Annotated in this window: 16 protein-coding genes; 5 read left to right on the forward strand and 11 right to left on the reverse strand. The window is 62.0% G+C overall.

The genetic code is table 11. From position 1 onward, the window contains the following. Positions 1–58: 58 nt before the first annotated feature. Complete coding sequence (gene mutY / locus R0J92_RS13970) at positions 59–1,129, reverse strand: A/G-specific adenine glycosylase (protein ID WP_411052089.1); 1,071 nt, start codon at positions 1,127–1,129, stop codon at positions 59–61. A gap of 84 nt (positions 1,130–1,213) precedes the next feature. Here mutY and R0J92_RS13975 point away from each other — a divergent pair, with 84 nt between their 5' ends. Beyond that, a complete protein-coding gene (locus tag R0J92_RS13975) occupies positions 1,214–1,735 on the forward strand; it encodes a DUF721 domain-containing protein (RefSeq protein WP_106162606.1) in 522 nt (173 codons plus the stop codon). Between the two features lie 2 nt (positions 1,736–1,737). After that, positions 1,738–2,430 carry a DsbA family protein gene (locus R0J92_RS13980; RefSeq protein ID WP_411052090.1) on the forward strand — a complete coding sequence of 231 codons (693 nt, stop codon included), beginning with the start codon at positions 1,738–1,740 and terminating at the stop codon, positions 2,428–2,430. Between the two features lie 36 nt (positions 2,431–2,466). Here R0J92_RS13980 and lpxK read toward each other — a convergent pair whose 3' ends face one another. The 5 genes from lpxK to R0J92_RS14005 all read right to left on the reverse strand — a co-directional run bounded on the left by lpxK (position 2,467) and on the right by R0J92_RS14005 (position 8,433). Continuing rightward, positions 2,467–3,468, reverse strand: coding sequence for a tetraacyldisaccharide 4'-kinase (lpxK, locus tag R0J92_RS13985; protein WP_411052091.1), 1,002 nt, complete (start codon positions 3,466–3,468; stop codon positions 2,467–2,469). Continuing rightward, complete coding sequence (locus tag R0J92_RS13990; RefSeq protein ID WP_411052092.1) at positions 3,455–4,651, reverse strand: 3-deoxy-D-manno-octulosonic acid transferase; 1,197 nt, start codon at positions 4,649–4,651, stop codon at positions 3,455–3,457. The genes lpxK and R0J92_RS13990 overlap by 14 nt, the downstream gene beginning before the upstream one ends. Further along, complete coding sequence (locus tag R0J92_RS13995; RefSeq protein ID WP_411052093.1) at positions 4,651–5,451, reverse strand: 3'(2'),5'-bisphosphate nucleotidase CysQ; 801 nt, start codon at positions 5,449–5,451, stop codon at positions 4,651–4,653. Before R0J92_RS13995 ends, R0J92_RS13990 begins: the two co-directional genes overlap by 1 nt. Next, on the reverse strand, positions 5,438–6,784 hold the full coding sequence (locus R0J92_RS14000) for a TldD/PmbA family protein (RefSeq protein WP_411052094.1): 1,347 nt from the start codon (positions 6,782–6,784) through the stop codon (positions 5,438–5,440). Before R0J92_RS14000 ends, R0J92_RS13995 begins: the two co-directional genes overlap by 14 nt. A gap of 134 nt (positions 6,785–6,918) precedes the next feature. Further along, complete coding sequence (locus R0J92_RS14005) at positions 6,919–8,433, reverse strand: DUF2125 domain-containing protein (protein WP_411052095.1); 1,515 nt, start codon at positions 8,431–8,433, stop codon at positions 6,919–6,921. Between the two features lie 134 nt (positions 8,434–8,567). On the opposite strand from R0J92_RS14005, the gene R0J92_RS14010 reads away from it, so the two are divergent. Both R0J92_RS14010 and R0J92_RS14015 read left to right on the forward strand, forming a co-directional pair. Further along, positions 8,568–9,317, forward strand: a complete 750-nt coding sequence (locus R0J92_RS14010) for an SDR family oxidoreductase (RefSeq protein WP_317384750.1) — start codon at positions 8,568–8,570, stop codon at positions 9,315–9,317. Beyond that, the gene (locus R0J92_RS14015; protein ID WP_411052096.1) at positions 9,314–9,931 is read left to right on the forward strand and encodes an enoyl-CoA hydratase/isomerase family protein; all 618 of its coding nucleotides are present in this window, start codon (positions 9,314–9,316) and stop codon (positions 9,929–9,931) included. The genes R0J92_RS14010 and R0J92_RS14015 overlap by 4 nt, the downstream gene beginning before the upstream one ends. On the opposite strand, the gene R0J92_RS14020 is transcribed toward R0J92_RS14015, so the two are convergent. Beyond that, positions 9,928–10,233, reverse strand: a complete 306-nt coding sequence (locus R0J92_RS14020) for an HNH endonuclease (protein WP_411052097.1) — start codon at positions 10,231–10,233, stop codon at positions 9,928–9,930. The two genes, R0J92_RS14015 and R0J92_RS14020, sit on opposite strands and share 4 nt — an antisense overlap. 66 nt (positions 10,234–10,299) lie before the next feature. Between R0J92_RS14020 and R0J92_RS14025 the strand changes: the two genes are divergently transcribed. Next, complete coding sequence (locus R0J92_RS14025; protein WP_411052098.1) at positions 10,300–11,496, forward strand: TIGR03862 family flavoprotein; 1,197 nt, start codon at positions 10,300–10,302, stop codon at positions 11,494–11,496. On the opposite strand, the gene R0J92_RS14030 is transcribed toward R0J92_RS14025, so the two are convergent. From R0J92_RS14030 to leuS, 4 genes are all read right to left on the reverse strand, one after another. Beyond that, complete coding sequence (locus tag R0J92_RS14030) at positions 11,469–12,059, reverse strand: glutathione S-transferase family protein (RefSeq protein WP_106162617.1); 591 nt, start codon at positions 12,057–12,059, stop codon at positions 11,469–11,471. The genes R0J92_RS14025 and R0J92_RS14030 overlap by 28 nt on opposite strands. 83 nt (positions 12,060–12,142) lie before the next feature. Then, entirely contained in the window at positions 12,143–13,171 is a 1,029-nt protein-coding gene (gene holA, locus R0J92_RS14035) for a DNA polymerase III subunit delta (RefSeq protein WP_411052099.1), read from the reverse strand. Beyond that, positions 13,168–13,701 (reverse strand): LPS assembly lipoprotein LptE, encoded by a 534-nt coding sequence (gene lptE / locus R0J92_RS14040; RefSeq protein ID WP_411052100.1) that lies wholly within the window; start codon positions 13,699–13,701, stop codon positions 13,168–13,170. The genes holA and lptE overlap by 4 nt, the downstream gene beginning before the upstream one ends. Beyond that, positions 13,688–16,261: a leucine--tRNA ligase gene (gene leuS / locus R0J92_RS14045; protein WP_411052101.1), complete on the reverse strand. Its 2,574-nt coding sequence runs from the start codon at positions 16,259–16,261 to the stop codon at positions 13,688–13,690. Before leuS ends, lptE begins: the two co-directional genes overlap by 14 nt. Positions 16,262–16,344 lie beyond the last annotated feature (83 nt).

Below are 16,344 nucleotides of genomic sequence, written 5' to 3' on the forward strand. Positions count from 1 at the left end.
TGCGGGCAAGGGATGGGTCGAGCCTAATCCTGAAGTGTCGCCAACCCAATAGGGCGCATTAGCGCATTTCAGCCTGAACCAGATCAAATGCCTTTCGCATGACGGTTGGCAAGTCCGAGGGTCGGAAATCGTGACGTTTGACGATCTCCTGTCCGGCAGAGAGCTGAAAGTTCAAAGGTAATTCCGTGACGCGTACCTGCAGGATAAGATGAAAATGGGTGAAGGTATGGCGAACTTCGGCACCGAGATCTCGCCAATTGGCGGCAAAGGGGGGCGCCTCTTGTGGGCTCTCGTTCCAATCTGACCCGGGCCACCCGAGCATCCCTCCCAGCAACCCCTTGTCCGGGCGTCGTTCCAGCAACCAGTCGCCCTCCGAGGATCGAGCGAGGTAGATGTATCCGAGCCTTGTCGGTTTGGGCTTCTTCGGTGTTTTCTTTGGCAGTTCGGCAGCGGTGCCTTCAACGCGGGCCTGACATGGGGCGCGCCAGGGGCAGATGCCGCAGGCCGGTGATTTTGGGGTGCAGATCGTCGCGCCAAGGTCCATGACCGCCTGCGCATAGTCTCCGGGGCGGTTTTCGGGCGTCAGCTGTGCGGCGTGATCTTTCAGGACGGGTTTTATGCCGGGCAAGGGGGTGTGTTCGTCATGCAAACGGGCCATGACACGCTCGACGTTGCCATCCAGCACCGTTTCCTGCCGGTCAAAGGCGATCGCTGATATCGCCGCCGCCGTATAAGGTCCGATGCCCGGAAGTGCGATCAGACCATCATATGTGTCAGGAAAGAACCCCGCGTGATCGGCCGCTACCACACGGGCGCATTTCAGCAAATTTCGGGCACGGGCATAGTAGCCAAGTCCTGCCCACTCACCCATGACGTCGGCATCCGCCGCTGCGGCCAGATCAGTGACACGCGGCCAACGCCGGGTGAAGCGCTCAAAGTAGTCTTTTACGGCGGCCACGGTTGTTTGCTGCAGCATCACCTCGCTCAGCCAAATCCGATAGGGATCGGGGCGCACACCGGTTGCGCGATCACCCGGGCCAACCCGCCAGGGCATCTGACGGGCATGGACATCATACCAGGCCAACAGTTCCTGGCTGAGTGTCTCTGGATGCACGGAGAGGTCACGCATTCTTTATCCTTTGGCTTATGGTTTGGCTGGTCTCTGACGTCCGGCCCTTTACAATAGGGCGAACACACACGCAAAACCACCGGCATGGCATACAGACGACCCACCACACGCGGCTTTAAACGAACAGGCTCCTTGCTGAATGACCAGATTCGCAAGGCGGGAGAGACCCGTGGTTTCGCGGTTTCGCGGCTGCTGACCCATTGGGAGGACATCGTCGGTCCGGATCTGGCGGCGATGGCGCGCCCGGTCAAGGTCGGCTACGGGCGCGGCGGTATCGGTGCAACGCTGACTGTGCTGACCACGGGCGCCATGGCCCCGATGCTGGAAATGCAAAAAGCGGCGCTGCGTGACAAGGTCAACGCGGTTTATGGCTACAACGCCATTTCCAAGCTTCACATCACGCAGACAGCTCCGATCGGCTTTGCGGATGGTCAGGTGGATTTTCGCTATGCGCCGAAAACCCGCAAACAGGCCGAACCCGCACCTGAGGATGTTGCGGCGGCCCGGGAGACGGCCACCGGTGTAGAGAACGACGAATTGCGCGCAGCACTCGAGCGGCTTGGGCGCAATGTGATGACACGACAAAAAACAAACCGAAAGGGGTAGAAATGACCCGTACGATGACAGGTATTTGCGCGGCCGTGGCCGTCGCCGCAGGTGTTTATGCCATGAACAGCTTCTCGACCCGTCAAGGCGAGACGAGCTTACTGGACATCCAACTGATTGGCGCAGCCAACGCGCAGGAGAGTGCTGAGGCTGCCGAAGTCGATACCTCCACCATCGTCGAGATGGTTCAGGGCGCGGAAGATGCGCCTGTCACCATGATCGAGTATGCATCCTACACCTGCCCGCATTGCGCGAGTTTCCACGCGGACGCTTACAAGAAGCTGAAGGCGGACTACATCGACACTGGCAAAGTGAAGTTCATCTATCGCGAGGTCTACTTCGACCGCTTTGGCCTGTGGGCATCCATGGTTGCCCGGTGCGGTGGAGCGGAGAAATTCTTCGGCATCACCGATCTGATCTTCCAACAGCAGTCCGAGTGGACCCGCGCCGGCAATCCGACCGAGATGGTCGAGGCGTTGAAAAAGATCGGTCGCCTGGCTGGCCTCGACAACGACAAGCTGGAGGCCTGCATGCAGGACGCTACCAAGGCTCAGACACTGGTGGCCTGGTATCAGGAAAACGCGACCAAAGACGAAGTTCAGTCCACTCCGTCCTTCGTCCTGAACGGAACCAAGGTGTCGAACCAGTCCTACGAAGACATGAAGGCGCTGATCGACGCAGAGCTCGAAGGCTAACCTTCTATCGTTCTTATGATAATCCGCGCCGTTCTCTCATGCAGGGGGCGGCGCGATTTCCTTCAGGCGGGTGAGCAGCATGTCGGCCTCGGGTATCTGTAGGCGGACCGGCAGGGTGATCACCTTGCGTCGAAAGCTGTCAGGCAACCGCACGGCGTCTTTCTCCGTGGTAACGAGTTGCGCACCAAGCAGGCGCGCTTCCTGTTCCAGCCGGGTCAGCAGCGCCGGAGCCAGAGTTTGATGGTCATCCAATGCCTCCGCGCGGCGAAGGTCTGCGCCAAGGCCGCGCAGGGTGGCAAAGAACTTTTCCGGATGCCCGATGCCGGCAAAGGCGAGCACCTTGGTGCCTTGCCATGGCATTCCGGTTGGCAACGGGGCGACGTGCCCTTCGACATGAGGGATGGTGATCGCCGGTCCCCAAAGGGCGCGAAAGTCGTTCTGTGCAGAGGTGTTACCCAGTGACAGCACAACATCCGCCCGCTTCAATCCGACATCGACTGGTTCTCTCAATGGTCCTGCCGGGAGGCAGCGCCCGTTGCCGAATCCGCGTTGGGCATCGACCACGATGATCGAAAAATCCTTTGTTACGGATGGGTTTTGGAACCCATCGTCCATCAGGATCACGCTGGCGCCAGAGTTTGCCGCAGCTTCGACGCCTGCGCTCCGCTCCTTGGCCACCCAGACTTCGCCGAAGGCGGCCATCAGAAGTGGTTCATCGCCGACATCTGCTGCGGAATGGTGCCTCGGGTCCACTTGCACCGGCCCGTCGAGCCGCCCGCCATAGCCGCGTGACACGACGTGAACGGAATGTCCGGCTGCGCCGAGCTGCTCCATCAACCAGATGACCGTCGGAGTCTTGCCCGTGCCGCCCGCGTTCAGGTTGCCGACGCAGATCACCGGAACCGTGGCTTGCAGCGCGATGCCCTTGCGCAGACGTGCAGCAGTGGCGCGCGCATAGAGCGCACCCAACGGTGACAGAGCGCAGGCCCGCAGGTCAAAGACCCCCGGTGGCCTGTTCCAGAATTCAGGTGGCCGCATCGTTGATTTCACCTTGGTCCAGAAGATCCTGAATCTTGTCGAGGAGATTGTCTGTCATGACCGCACCTTCGGTCACGACCTGCCAACCTGCAAGCGCCATTTCTGCTGCCTTGTCAGGGGAGGAGAGCTGATAAACCGCTTCGGACAGTTCCTCTTCGCCATGGATGCGCTGGGCAGCTCCCAGTGCCGCCAGGCGATGGTAGGCCTGTGTATGCGTGACAACACCCGGACCATGTAGAATTGCAGATCCCAAGGCCGCTGCGTTCAATGGGTTGATGCCCTGCGCTCCCCTGATCAGGCTATTGCCGAGAAAACAGAGCGGGCACAGCCGGTACCAGAGGCCGAGGTCTTCGGTAAGCCCGATTATGACCTGGGTGTGATCTTCCGGCTCCTCGCCCATATCCCAGTCGGCAAAGACAAGCCCCTCTTTTTTCAAAGTATTACGAGCAGCTTCGAGATCCTCAAACGTGTCGACAGTGATGACCAGAAGCAAACGATGCAACAGTCGGAGCGTGGCGCGATGCGCCTTTGCCACCGGTTGCAACTCGGTCAGCGACAGCCGCGCGCCGAGCCAAACGGGGCGGCTATGGAGTTGAGATTGCAGCCGTGCCAGCTCCTCGTCGTTGCAGCCAGGCGGGCTGGTCGACTCGAATAGGCGACCGGACGAGCGGATGCGTTCAGCCGGAACACCAGCGCGCTTCAACCGCTCCGTGACTTCGGTGCCAGGTACGAGGATTTCGGAAAACCCATTCAATAGCCGGTGCCGTTGATCGGGCAACCAACGCGATGTACGTCCTGGCAATTCATCGGCATCGATGTCGACCAGAACGGAGGGGAGTTTGCGTTCGCGTATCTGGCGCATCAACACCCGGCGCAGATGACCGCCCGCCCAGATGCAGACATCCGGGTCCCAGTGATCAAGAAAATTGCGGATATCAGTTGGCTGCTCGACAGTCAGCGGCCCCAAGGCGATATCGCAACCTTCCGGAATGTGAGAGGGGCGCGCATCCTCCTCCCAGGTGAACATCATCGAGAGGTCAGGGCGCATGGTCTTCAGACGATGCCCTACATCGCACAGGCCCAGAAACCGTTCCTGTGTTGTCGCATGCGCCCAGACCAGCTCGCCGTCAGGGCGGCTCAGGGGGGCGGTACCAAATCTATATTCGTCTTCGCGCCAGGGCATCAGCTCCGGTTCTCATCCGAACTGTAGACCAGGCGGGAGAGCAATTGGCGATGCAGCTCCGGTCCGCCCGCCACGACGCCGTCCTGAAGCGCGTCGGGGCGGTTGAAAACCATGCGCCCACCACAGCGGTTGGTCGCCACACCTCCAGCTTCCTCCAGGAGCAAGACACCTGCGGCGATGTCCCACTCCCAGGTGGGGCGCAGGGTCAGCATCGCATCATAGGTGCCATCGGCCACACGTGCCATTCGATAGGCCAGCGATGGGCGATGGCTACGTTCAAATGCAGGCGGTCCGGCATCGGTCCAGTGGTGGGCATCCAGCGCGGACTTGGCGCTCAGCACGTGAGCAGCTTCGACATCTTGAGCAGGACTGGCGTGAATTGGCGTACCATTGCAGCGTGCGCCCTGACCGGCGGCCGCGGCAAAAAGCAGGTCGCGCTGCGGTAGCATGACGACGGCGGCAACGGGCGCGCCATCCCTCACGATCGCGAGCGAATGCGCCCAGGTTCGAGAGCCATCGGCAAAACTACGGGTGCCATCGATCGGATCAATGACAAAGACATGTGACCGCGACAGGCGCAGTTCATTGTCTTCACTCTCCTCCGACAGCCAACCGTAATCGGGGCGCGCGGCCTGCAGCCGATCCTCGAGATAGCGGTTCACGGCGAGGTCGGCTTCGGTTACCGGCCCTGCACCATCGGGCTTGTCCCATTTCTGCGCTTCGGTGCCAACAAATTGCCCCGCGATCTCACCTGCCCGCTGCGCCGCCGAAATGAGAAGGGACAGATCACTCTCCGGCAAGTGTCATTCCTTCGAGCAGCAGCGAGGGGACAACACGGGACAGGTAGGTCCGGGCGTCATTGGCTGGCACCAGCGTCTTGAGCATGTCGAGCAGGTTGCCCGCGATGGTGACTTCGTTGACCGGATGGGCGATCTCGCCGTTCTCTATCCAGAAGCCCGAAGCGCCGCGCGAATAATCCCCGGTATTGGGATTGATCGTAGAGCCGATCATCGAGGTGACCAACAGGCCGGTGCCCATGTCCCGGATCAACTCGGCGCGCGTCCGTGTGCCCTGGGTCAGTGCGATATTCCAGTTGGACGGCGAAGGGACGGAACCAATGCCACGGGCGGCGTTGCCGGTACTTTCCATCCCCAGCTTGCGAGCGGAGGCCAGATCCATGGTCCAGCCGGTCAGGACCCCGTCCTCAACAATGGCACGTTTTTGCGTCGGAAGCCCTTCGCCGTCAAAGGGACGAGAGCCGGACATACGTGCACGGTGCGGATCTTCGATCACTGACAGGCTGTCTGGCAGGATCTGCGTACCAAGACCATCCTTCAACCACGATGAGCCCCGCGCGATGGCCGCCCCATTGGCGGCACTCAGCAAATGGCCGATCAGCGAGGACGAGATGCGTTCGTCAAACAGGACCGGATAGGCCCCGGTCTTGGGGCGGCGGGAATTGATACGTTCGATTGCACGGGTGCCCGCGGTGTGCCCGACGTCTCCGGCTGCGCGCAAATCGCTCTGAAACGTGCGGGAATCGCCATCATAGTCGCGTTCCATGCCGCTGCCGGTCCCCGCGATGCCAACGCAGGAGACCGATCGGCTGGTGCGCGCATAGCCTCCGGAGAACCCGTTGCTCGCGGCGAGATGGATGTCATGCCGACCGTAGCCCGCAGCGGCGGATTGGACCTGCGTGATCCCCTCGATGGCCGCGCAGGCCGCCTCGGCGGTCAAGGCGTCTTGCTGCAACTGGTCCGGTGCCGGTTCCGCGCTGGGGTCTGCCATCTCAAGTGCGGCCAGATCCCAGGACTGGGCCAACTGTTCGGCATCCGCCAATCCCGCATAGGGATCTTCCGGTGCCTCGCGCGCCATCGCCACAGCGCGCTCCGCCATGGCGGCCAGTGTCTCGGTGCGTGTGTCGGACGAGGACACTTGCGCCTGTCGTTGTCCGACGAATACGCGCAGCCCGATATCCACCCCTTCGGAGCGTTCCGCGTGTTCCAGGGTGCCGTCGCGGACCTCGATGGAGAGGGAGCTGCCCTCGGCGGCCATTGCATCGGCGGAATCAGCGCCCGCCTTGCGCGCTGCGTCGAGCAGGGCGTGGCAGAGGGTTTGCGGAGTTTGGGTCATGTGCACCTTCACGTATGAGCGGCAATGCTCCAGAGCTAGCCAGACCGCCGGGCTACCGCAAGGGCTGTGCACCATAAAAAGAGGCCGCCCCGGCAGGAGCGGCCCCATCACATGTGGGCAAAGGCCCGATGCGATTACTTCAGGCGCTGACCATTGGCGAGCACGTGACCTTCGTCGTTGACTTCGATTTTCGAGGTCAGCGTGTCATCACCGGCAGGGACGGCAAACATGCCCATCATCATGCGTGCACCCATGGCGTCATCCTCGGACAGGAGACCCATTCCGATCAGCTTTTCGATCAGCGCGTTTGCACCCACCAACTGCAGGTTGGCCTCACCTGAAGGTGCCGGCATCCCGTCAAAGCTCTCCAGGTCGGTGTTGTCAAAGGTGAAGTCACCGGTGCCGGTCAGTTCTGCACCCGCGGCGGACAGCAGCACTTCGTTGATTTTCAGCGAGTTCACTTCCCCCGGAACCTCTTCGCCGTCCTCGACTGCAGCCATTTGTTCTTCATCCGTCAGGTCAAAGAACAGTTTGCCGGTACCGGTCAGGTCAACAACCAGGTTGGCCGGGTCATGCGGCAGCTCGCCAGTCGGGTCGATCAGACCCCAGAGCATTTCCGGAACCGCAAATTCGCGCAGCGCGAGACCGAGAGCAAAATCCTGCTCTTCTTCGGATTTTGTCAGCGGCATCGCAAAGTTCACGCCCATCTCGGCCATGCTCAGCGAGATCGGGAACGGGAAGTCGGAGCCGGTCATGTTCAACGTCGTGTCGGATTGGATGACGTCGTAGGTCAGGCCGTCGGGGCTGAGGCCGATGTTGAACTCGCCGCCGTTCGAGGTGGTCTGTATCTCGAAGTTGTCAGAGCCGTCGGAGCCTTTCGCGTTGCTGCTGCCGGACTCGAAGGTGAATTTGCCATCGTAGGCCATGCCTGCGTTCAGCATCGCCGAGACATCAGAGGGATCTTCAAGCTCGGGCACGATGGCGTCGCCGTCGAAGTTCACACCCTCGATCACGCCGTTGAAGGCCGCCCCGTCGTCACCTTCAGGGTCCTGGAACATGAAATCATAGGCAAGGGATGCGACGGTCATGGATTGGGTGTAGGACCGCAAGTCACCAATTTTCATCACCGTGTTGCTGGCAATGTCATTCATGGTGAGGGTCAGGGCCGCAACGTCAGTGGGGACGGCTTCGCCCTCGATCACGAGGTCGTTGAGCGTGATGGTGCCTTGATCGACAGCGTAGCTATACTCCATTTCGGAAGTGTCGCCGCTGACGACCATCGGGCTGCCGTCATGGGTGTAGAGCAAGCTACCGGTGACGGCTTCGCCATCGGAATTGACATCAAACGCCATCGGGAATTCGGCTGGCATCACGACATTCACGCTGCCATCGCCATTTTCAATGAAGTCCAGCGCGCCCATGGTCACGGAGAGGGTATCACCGTCGATGTCCATCGACATTGCGATGTCGGTGACTTTGAGTGTACCGTTTTCGAACGCCTCTGATGCGGTCACGTCATATCCGGTGTCGGACATGTAGGATTTCCAGTCAGACCAGACATCCTGAGCGCTCAGATCGGCGTGCGCCGCCTGGGCGATAAGCAGTATTGGGGCAACGGCGCCCAGGCCACGAAAAAGAGAAACAGACATAAGAAGAACCTTTCCTAGCGAAGAGTTGGGGCGAACCTCTCCGCTCGCGCGGGTGTGGTCAAGGGAGCCAATGACTGGACCGTTCCCCCCAAAGCAGATTAACACATAAGCAAACGAAGATTTGGAGACAATTTATGGATATCGCAGGTAAGACAGTTGTCATTTCAGGGGCGAGCCGGGGCATCGGAGCGGATGCAGCAAGGGTTTTCGCCGCTTCTGGTGCAAATGTCGCGCTTCTTGCGCGTAGCGCTGATGCGCTCACCGAACTGGCGGCAGAGATAGGCGAAAAAGCGCTCGCACTGGCCTGCGATGTGTCCGACTACGCGGCGGTTGAGGCGGCATTTGCCAAAACCAAGGACGTTTTCGGCAGCCTTGATGTGCTGATTTGCAACGCTGGCCTGATCGACCCGATCGACCGTTTGGCGGATGCATCCCCTGCGGATTGGGCGCAGTTGATCAATGTGAACATCACCGGCGTTTTCAATATGATGCACGCAGGCTTGCCGCATCTGAAGGCGGCGGGTGGCGGCTCTGTGCTGACCATCGGATCTGGCGCGTCGCAGCGGCCTCTGGAAGGTTGGAGCGCCTATTGCACCTCCAAGGCGGGCGCGGCGATGCTGACTGAAGCGCTGCACCTTGAGGAGGGTGAAAACGGCATTCGGGTTATGGGATTGTCGCCGGGCACGGTGGCCACCCAGATGCAGCGCGACATCAAGGCCAGCGGTCTCAATCCGGTAAGCCAGCTGGACTGGGAGGATCACATCCCGGCGGAATGGCCTGCGCGTACGCTTCTGTGGATGTGCAGCCCCGATGCCGACGAATTCATCGGCACCGAGATCTCCCTGCGCGATGAGACCATCCGCACGCGAGTCGGCCTGACATGATCGAACGCCATCAGGATTCGCGCGGTTTGCTGACCCTGCGCCTCAACCGTCCGGAGAAAGCCAACGCCCTGACGCCGGACATGCTGCAGCAGTTGATTGCTGTCTTGCGTGGGGCCGAGGGCGCGCGGGCCGTGATCCTGACCGGCACGGGCAAGGTGTTTAGCGCCGGTGCGGATCTTGATGCCGCGAAGGCCGGGCTGGCCACCTCGCCCCTGTGGGAGGAGCTGTCCGCGACGCTGGCGGAGATGCCCTGCCTGAAGGTGGCGGCCCTCAACGGCACGCTTGCGGGCGGTGCCAACGGCATGGCGCTGGCTTGCGATCTCCGCATTGCGGTGCCTACGGCCAAGGTGTTTTATCCGGTGATGCAACTGGGCTACCTGCCACAGCCCTCGGATGCGGCCCGGATGCGGGCACTGATCGGCCCGGCGCGCACCAAGATGGTGCTGGCGGCGGGGCAGAAGCTCTCCGCGCAGGAGGCCTATGACTACGGACTGATCGACCGCATCGTGGCGCCGGAGGACCTGTTGCAGACCGCCGAAGCATTGGTGGAAACGTCCTTGGCGGCAGATCCCGAAGTTGCCCGCGCGATCCTGCAAGCCTGCGCGCCGACCTAGCGTTTCCGTCGCTTGCCCGGCACGCGGGAGGAAAAGTCTGGCGGGCGCTTCTGCACCCAGTTGATGAACTTCGCCAGCCGCGGATGCTGTTGCAAGGCTGCGATGGTGCTGTAATTGCGCGCCAACTCCGCTTCGCTCAGGCTGGCGTGGATCTCCCTGTGGCAGATATGGTGGAGCAAAACCGTCGGACCGCCCTTGCCTCCTTTGAGCTTTGGGATCAGGTGGTGCAGGCTCTGTGGGGCGTCTTCCGGGATCGGACGGGCGCAGAGCGGGCAGATCGGATTGGTGTCCGGGTCGGTCATGATGGGCTGCGAAGTTGGGATGCTCACCGCGCAAGATGCGGCAGAGACAGCAAAAGGCAAAGTCGAATGCACGAGTGGGATGCGGTGGTGATCGGAGGCGGGCCAGCGGGCCTGATGGCTGCGGGTGAAATCGCCCGTCAGGGGCATCGGGTGGCGCTGGTCGAGGCCAAGCCTTCGCCGGCGCGCAAGTTTCTGATGGCTGGCAAATCCGGCCTCAACCTGACCAAGGACGAACCGATCGGGGCGCTGCTTGCCCACTATGGCGATGCCGAGGACTGGCTGGCCCCGATGATCCGCGCCTTTGACGCGCAGGCGGTGCAGGATTGGGCGCAGGGGCTGGGGCAGGCGCTGTTCACGGGCTCGACCGGGCGGGTGTTTCCCACTGCGATGAAAGGCTCGCCTCTGCTGCGCGCTTGGTTGGCGGAGCTGGATCAGCTTGGCGTAACCCGGCATGTGGGCTGGCGCTGGACCGGTTGGCAGGATGGTCAGTTGAGCTTCAACACGCCGGATGGCCCGCAGCGGATTTCGCCCCGTGCGACGGTTCTGGCGCTGGGCGGGGCCAGTTGGGCGCGGCTGGGATCTGATGGCGCCTGGGCCGCGATGCTGGCCAGCCAGGGTGTGGCGCTGGCCCCCTTCCAGCCCTCCAACGCAGCGCTTTCGGTGGCATGGAGCGATCACATGGCGCCGCACTTCGGGGCGGCGATCAAGGCGGTAGGCTGGCAGGCCGGGCATCTGACGGGACGCGGAGAGGCAACTCTATCGGCGCGTGGGCTAGAAGGCGGCGGGCTCTATGCGCTGACCCCGGCCTTACGAGACGGACATGCGCTATATCTGGACCTCGCGCCTGACGTGGCCGTGGCGGAGCTGGCCACGCGCCTGGCAAAGCCACGCGGCAAGGCAAGCTGGGCCAATCATATGCGGCGGGGGCTGAAATTGGGTCCGGTGAAAACGGCACTCCTGCAGGAATTCGGGCGTCCGCTGCCGCAGGATCCGGCGGCTCTGTCCCGGATCATCAAGCATCTGCGGGTCAGCCATGCGGGGCTGCGTCCACTGGACGAGGCGATCTCGACCGCGGGCGGCGTGCGGCGCGATGCGCTGGATGACGGGCTGATGTTGAAGGCACTCCCCGGCACATTTTGCGCCGGAGAGATGCTGGATTGGGACGCGCCGACGGGCGGCTATCTGCTGACCGCCTGTTTTGCTACCGGGCGCTGGGCCGGGCAGGCTGCGGCGCGTTACTTGGCGAGTGTCACGACGCGCTGAAACGCCGCCCGGTCACGCATGCGCTTGCCATAGGCCAGCAACGCCTCGCTTTCGACCTCGAACTTGGCCCCGCGTGCCCAGTTCAGGCAATGGGTCAGCAGGATATCGGCGATGGAGAAACTTTCGCCTGCGATGAATTCATCGGTCAAGCGGGCCTCGACGCGGCTGACGGATCGGGCAAATTCCCAGCGCAGCGAGTCCTTGATCGCCGGCACCCGCTGCTCTTCCGGCAGGGCAAAGCTGTGCCGCGCAGCCATCCAGAGAAGCGCATCCATTTCGTCGTTGAGCATATTGGTGACCGAATCCTGCCGCGCGCGGGCCAAAGTGCCGGCGGGCGCGGTCAACGCACCGTGCTTGTCAGCGAGATAGGTGATGATCGCCACGGAATCAGTCACGGTCGTGCCGTCTACCACAAGGGCGGGCACCTTGCCTGATGGGTTGTAATTGCGGATTTCGGCGCTTTGCGGGGCCGCATCTTCCAACTCATAGGGCTGTTCCAGTTCTTCCAGCGCCCAAAGCACGCGGAACGTGCGGGTCATCGGCTTGCCGATCACTTTGTACATCATGTGTCCTCCTTGGTTGCAGGCAGGTTTGCTGCACGCGCGAAAGAGGTCAAGCGGCCCGTCACGTCGTCGCGGGATGGTGATCAGCGCGCCCGGGCCAGCATAGCCAGCCGGATCAGGGCGCGTTCAGTCAGCGCTTGCGCCGGAGCGCTCTGCCCGGCAGACCGCAGCTGTAGGTCGGTATCGGTCAGCAAAGTCAGCGCGTTCTGCAATTTCTGCGCGCCCCAGCCCTGGGCTTGCCGCAACATCCGGTCGCGCCGCTTGCCATAGAGCGGCGGCCGCAGGCCACCGATGCCTTGCGCTGGGCCGCCGGGATGAGAGGCGATGGTGTAAAGCGTGCGAAAATGCCGGGTCGCCCCGATGCAAAGGCTGACCGCGTTAGTGCCCTGAGCCTGCAGACGCCGCAGCACGGGGCCGATCTCGGTGCTGCGCCCTTCGGCCACCACGTTGAGCAGATCGTCCAGCGCGGCTTCGGTGGATTGAGGCGCCACCGCGTCGATATCCTCCAGCGTCAGCGGGCTGTTGTCGCCATGTTTATAGAGGCTCAGCTTCTCGATCATACGAGAGAAATCGCCGGGACCGATCTCATTGGCAATGTCGGTCAGCGCCGACATGCTGTCGCCGGGAACATCGCGCACCCCCGCCTCGCCCAGAATGCGCTCGATCTCCGCGCGGGAGGGCGGATCGTCGTAGATGCCGGTGGCGTAGGCGTTGCTGTGGGTTTCAAAGGCCTTGCGCAGCTTTGATGAGGCTTTCAGCTGGCCCGCGGTGACCACGATTTGCGCATCACCCGCCTGCCATTCCTGCAACGCAGCGGTGATCGCCGGGGTGGCGGTGTCATTGGCATCCTCGACAAACACCGCACGGATGCCGGGAAAGAACCCCACGGCCTTCACTGCGTCCAGAAGTCGGGCCGGATCCTTGCGCAACTCGCCCGCCACCATACGGGTCAGGCGCATCTCCTCCTCGGCTGCGGGACCAAGGAGTGCTGCCAGCATCTGCTGACGTTTGAGCGAGACGCGCATCGCATCCGCCCCGTAGATCAACATCCCGGTCTTGCCGGGGTCGGGGCGGGCGAAATAGCCCTCGGCCTCGCGCGGGCTGAGTTTCATGTGCCGGTCGCCGTGCCCAAACCGGGCACCGCATAAAGCCGGGTCACGATCTGATCGGCGAGAATCACCATCAGGCGCTCGTGCGCGTCGGTCTCAGAAGCCAGGGTCTGTACCGTGGTGCCGCTGGCGGAATAGCCGGAGAAGTTCTCCACCTCGCCGCTGGCAACGATCTGCCCGTCCGACAGGCGCACGAGGCTGTAGCCCGCGGTGCCGGTCAGCGAATACCGGGTGATGTCGCCGTCGGCGGTGATCGCCTGACCGACTTCGCTCGTGTTCAGCGTCAGGTCCATTCGGTAGGCTGGCGCCCCCGCACGGCCCAGACGTGTCTCCAGCTGGCGGACGAAGTAGTAGGCATCAGTGTCGCTCGGCGCGCCGATGGTTTCGGGCGCCTGAAATGCAATCTGGTTGCGCAGGGCCGTGCCCGCTCCGTTCGGCCCATAGACCGGCTCGAACCCGCAGGCAGAGAGGCCGGCGCCAAGGGGCAGCGCCAGCATCAGGTCTAGGAATCTGCGTCGGTCAGGCAACGACATTGACGATCCGCCCCGGTACAACGATCACCTTCTTGGGCGCCGCACCTTCCAGCACCCGTTGTACAGCTTCATGCGCCAGCGCCAGTTTTTCAACCTCCGCCTTGTCGAGATCCTTGGCAACGGTCAGCTCGCCGCGCCGTTTGCCGTTCACCTGGATGGGCAGGGTGACGCTGTCCTCGACCAGCATGGAGTCGTCCGCGACCGGCCATGGGGCGTTGGCAACCAGCCCTTCGCCACCCTGATGCGCCCAGATATCCTCGGACAAATGCGGTGTCATCGGCGACATCAGCTGCGCCAAAGTCTTGATAGCTTGCTTTTGTACCGCAGCGCTGGCCTTGGATTTCGACAGCGTGTTGGTGAAGCCATAAAGCTTGGCGATGGCGGCATTGAAGCCAAAGCTCTCGACCCCCAGCGTCACATCACGGATCGCCTTATGCATCTCGCGCAAGAGATCCTCGTCGCCTTCGCCTTTCGCATCCGGGTCCATCTCGCCAATGCGATCACAAAGGTTCCAGACCCGGTTCAGGTGCTTATAGGCGGCTTCAGCGCCAGATGCGGTCCATTCCACGTCCCGCTCGGGCGGCGAATCGGACAGAACGAACCAACGCGCGGTATCGGCCCCGTAGGTAGAGATGATCGCCAGCGGATCGACCACGTTGTTCTTGGACTTGGACATCTTGGCCGAGGGAATAACCTTGATCCGCTCACCGGTTTCCTTGACGAAGACGCCTCCATCCCGCTCTTCGACCTCATTCGGGTAGTGGTAGATTGAGCGGCCGTTCTCGTTCTTGCGCTCGGCATTCTCGTAAATCGCGTGGGTCACCATGCCTTGCGTAAAGAGCGCATCAAACGGCTCTTTGGCGCTCTCGGGCAGATGGCCACAGATCTCCATCGCGCGGGCAAAGAACCGCGAATAAAGCAGGTGGAGAATCGCATGCTCAATGCCGCCGATGTATTGATCGACGTTCATCCAGTAGCTCGCAGCTTCCAGATCCGTCGGCGTCTCGGCGCGGGGTGCGGTGAAACGGGCGAAATACCAGCTGGAGTCCACAAAGGTGTCCATCGTGTCGGTCTCGCGCTGGGCGGGCTTGCCACAGGACGGGCATGCACAATCGCGCCAGCTCGGGTGACGGTCCAGCGGGTTGCCGGGCACCGAGAAATCAATCGCCTTGCCGTCCTCGTCGTAAGGAAGCGCGATGGGCAGGTTCTCTTTCTTTTCCGGCACCACGCCGCAATCGGGGCAGTGGACGACGGGAATCGGGCAGCCCCAGTAGCGCTGACGCGAAAGACCCCAGTCGCGCAGGCGGAATTTGGTGACGCCTTCGCCCCAGCCTTCAGCCTCGGCTTTGTCGACGGCGGTGTTGACGCCGTCCTCGCCGGTTTGTTCCTCGGTACCTGCAAAGCCGCGCACATAGCGGACCTTCTCGGCTTTGGTCGGCACATAGGCCTCGGTCAGCTCATCTGCGCCTTCGACCGGCTCCACCACAGGAATGATCGGCAGGTCGTATTTGGTGGCGAACTCAAAGTCGCGCTGGTCATGCGCCGGGCAGGCAAAGATCGCGCCGGTGCCGTAATCCATCAGGATGAAGTTGGCGATCCAGACCGGCAACTCCCAGTTCGGGTCGAGCGGGTGACGCACGCGCAGGCCGGTATCGTAGCCCAGCTTCGGTGCGGTCTCGATGGCTTCTTCCGTGGTGCCGCCCTTGCGGCATTCCGCAACAAAATCGGCGACCTCTTGCGATTCGGCCTCGAGCTGCTTGGCAATCGGGTGATCGGGAGAGATGCCAACAAAGCTTGCGCCCATCAGCGTGTCGGGGCGAGTCGTATAGACCTCGATTGCCTCTTCACCATCGGTGCGCTCAAAGCTGAACTGCAACCCGCGGGACTTGCCGATCCAGTTTTCCTGCATCAGGCGCACCTTGGCCGGCCAGTTTTCCAGCCCATCGAGCGCGGTCAGCAGCTCATCCGAATAGTCGGAGATCTTGAAGAACCACTGCGTCAGTTCACGCCGTTCCACCAGCGCACCGGAGCGCCAGCCACGTCCGGCCTCAACCTGCTCATTGGCCAGAACGGTCATGTCCACGGGATCCCAGTTGACCACGGCGTTCTTGCGGTAGACCAAACCTTTTTCAAGGAAATCAAGGAACAAAGCCTGCTGCTGGCCATAGTATTCGGGATCGCAGGTGGCGAACATGCGCGACCAGTCGAGCGAGAGGCCCAGCGGCTTCATCTGTTCGACCATCGTGTCGATGTTGGAATAGGTCCAGTCCTTGGGGTGCCCGCCCGAGGCCATCGCGGCGTTTTCCGCAGGCATGCCAAAGGCGTCAAACCCCATCGGGTGCAGCACGTTATGGCCGGTGGACAGCTTGTAGCGCGCGATCACGTCGCCCATCGTGTAGTTGCGCACATGGCCCATGTGCAGCTTGCCCGACGGGTAGGGGAACATCTCAAGCACATAGTACTTGGGTTTGTCGTGATCTTCTTTCGCTTGGAAAATGGCAGCCTCTTCCCAGGCTTTTTGCCATTTGGCTTCGATGTCCGAGGCTTCGTAACGCGACATGTGAGGGGTCCTTTGACTAAAAACGCCGGGCTTTAGACCCGGCGCTTCTGATACGTGTAATTTCTATTGGGTTCCAGTGCGCA

The sequence above is a fragment of the Tritonibacter sp. SIMBA_163 genome, assembly GCF_046535935.1.
In the GTDB taxonomy this organism is placed as follows: Bacteria; Pseudomonadota; Alphaproteobacteria; order Rhodobacterales; family Rhodobacteraceae; genus Epibacterium; species Epibacterium scottomollicae.

What these genes read in the sequence shown, in the direction of transcription:
- lpxK (WP_411052091.1), bottom strand. Translation starts at nt 3,468, where the DNA reads ATGCGGCCACCTGAATTCTGGAACAGGCCACCGGGGGTCTTTGACCTG.
- R0J92_RS13980 (WP_411052090.1), top strand. Translation starts at nt 1,738, where the DNA reads ATGACCCGTACGATGACAGGTATTTGCGCGGCCGTGGCCGTCGCCGCA.
- R0J92_RS14000 (WP_411052094.1), bottom strand. Translation starts at nt 6,784, where the DNA reads ATGACCCAAACTCCGCAAACCCTCTGCCACGCCCTGCTCGACGCAGCG.
- leuS (WP_411052101.1), bottom strand. Translation starts at nt 16,261, where the DNA reads ATGTCGCGTTACGAAGCCTCGGACATCGAAGCCAAATGGCAAAAAGCC.
- R0J92_RS13975 (WP_106162606.1), top strand. Translation starts at nt 1,214, where the DNA reads ATGGCATACAGACGACCCACCACACGCGGCTTTAAACGAACAGGCTCC.
- R0J92_RS13990 (WP_411052092.1), bottom strand. Translation starts at nt 4,651, where the DNA reads ATGCCCTGGCGCGAAGACGAATATAGATTTGGTACCGCCCCCCTGAGC.
- mutY (WP_411052089.1), bottom strand. Translation starts at nt 1,129, where the DNA reads ATGCGTGACCTCTCCGTGCATCCAGAGACACTCAGCCAGGAACTGTTG.
- R0J92_RS14030 (WP_106162617.1), bottom strand. Translation starts at nt 12,059, where the DNA reads ATGTACAAAGTGATCGGCAAGCCGATGACCCGCACGTTCCGCGTGCTT.
- R0J92_RS14020 (WP_411052097.1), bottom strand. Translation starts at nt 10,233, where the DNA reads ATGACCGACCCGGACACCAATCCGATCTGCCCGCTCTGCGCCCGTCCG.
- R0J92_RS14005 (WP_411052095.1), bottom strand. Translation starts at nt 8,433, where the DNA reads ATGTCTGTTTCTCTTTTTCGTGGCCTGGGCGCCGTTGCCCCAATACTG.
- holA (WP_411052099.1), bottom strand. Translation starts at nt 13,171, where the DNA reads ATGAAACTCAGCCCGCGCGAGGCCGAGGGCTATTTCGCCCGCCCCGAC.
- R0J92_RS14010 (WP_317384750.1), top strand. Translation starts at nt 8,568, where the DNA reads ATGGATATCGCAGGTAAGACAGTTGTCATTTCAGGGGCGAGCCGGGGC.
- R0J92_RS14025 (WP_411052098.1), top strand. Translation starts at nt 10,300, where the DNA reads ATGCACGAGTGGGATGCGGTGGTGATCGGAGGCGGGCCAGCGGGCCTG.
- R0J92_RS14015 (WP_411052096.1), top strand. Translation starts at nt 9,314, where the DNA reads ATGATCGAACGCCATCAGGATTCGCGCGGTTTGCTGACCCTGCGCCTC.
- lptE (WP_411052100.1), bottom strand. Translation starts at nt 13,701, where the DNA reads ATGTCGTTGCCTGACCGACGCAGATTCCTAGACCTGATGCTGGCGCTG.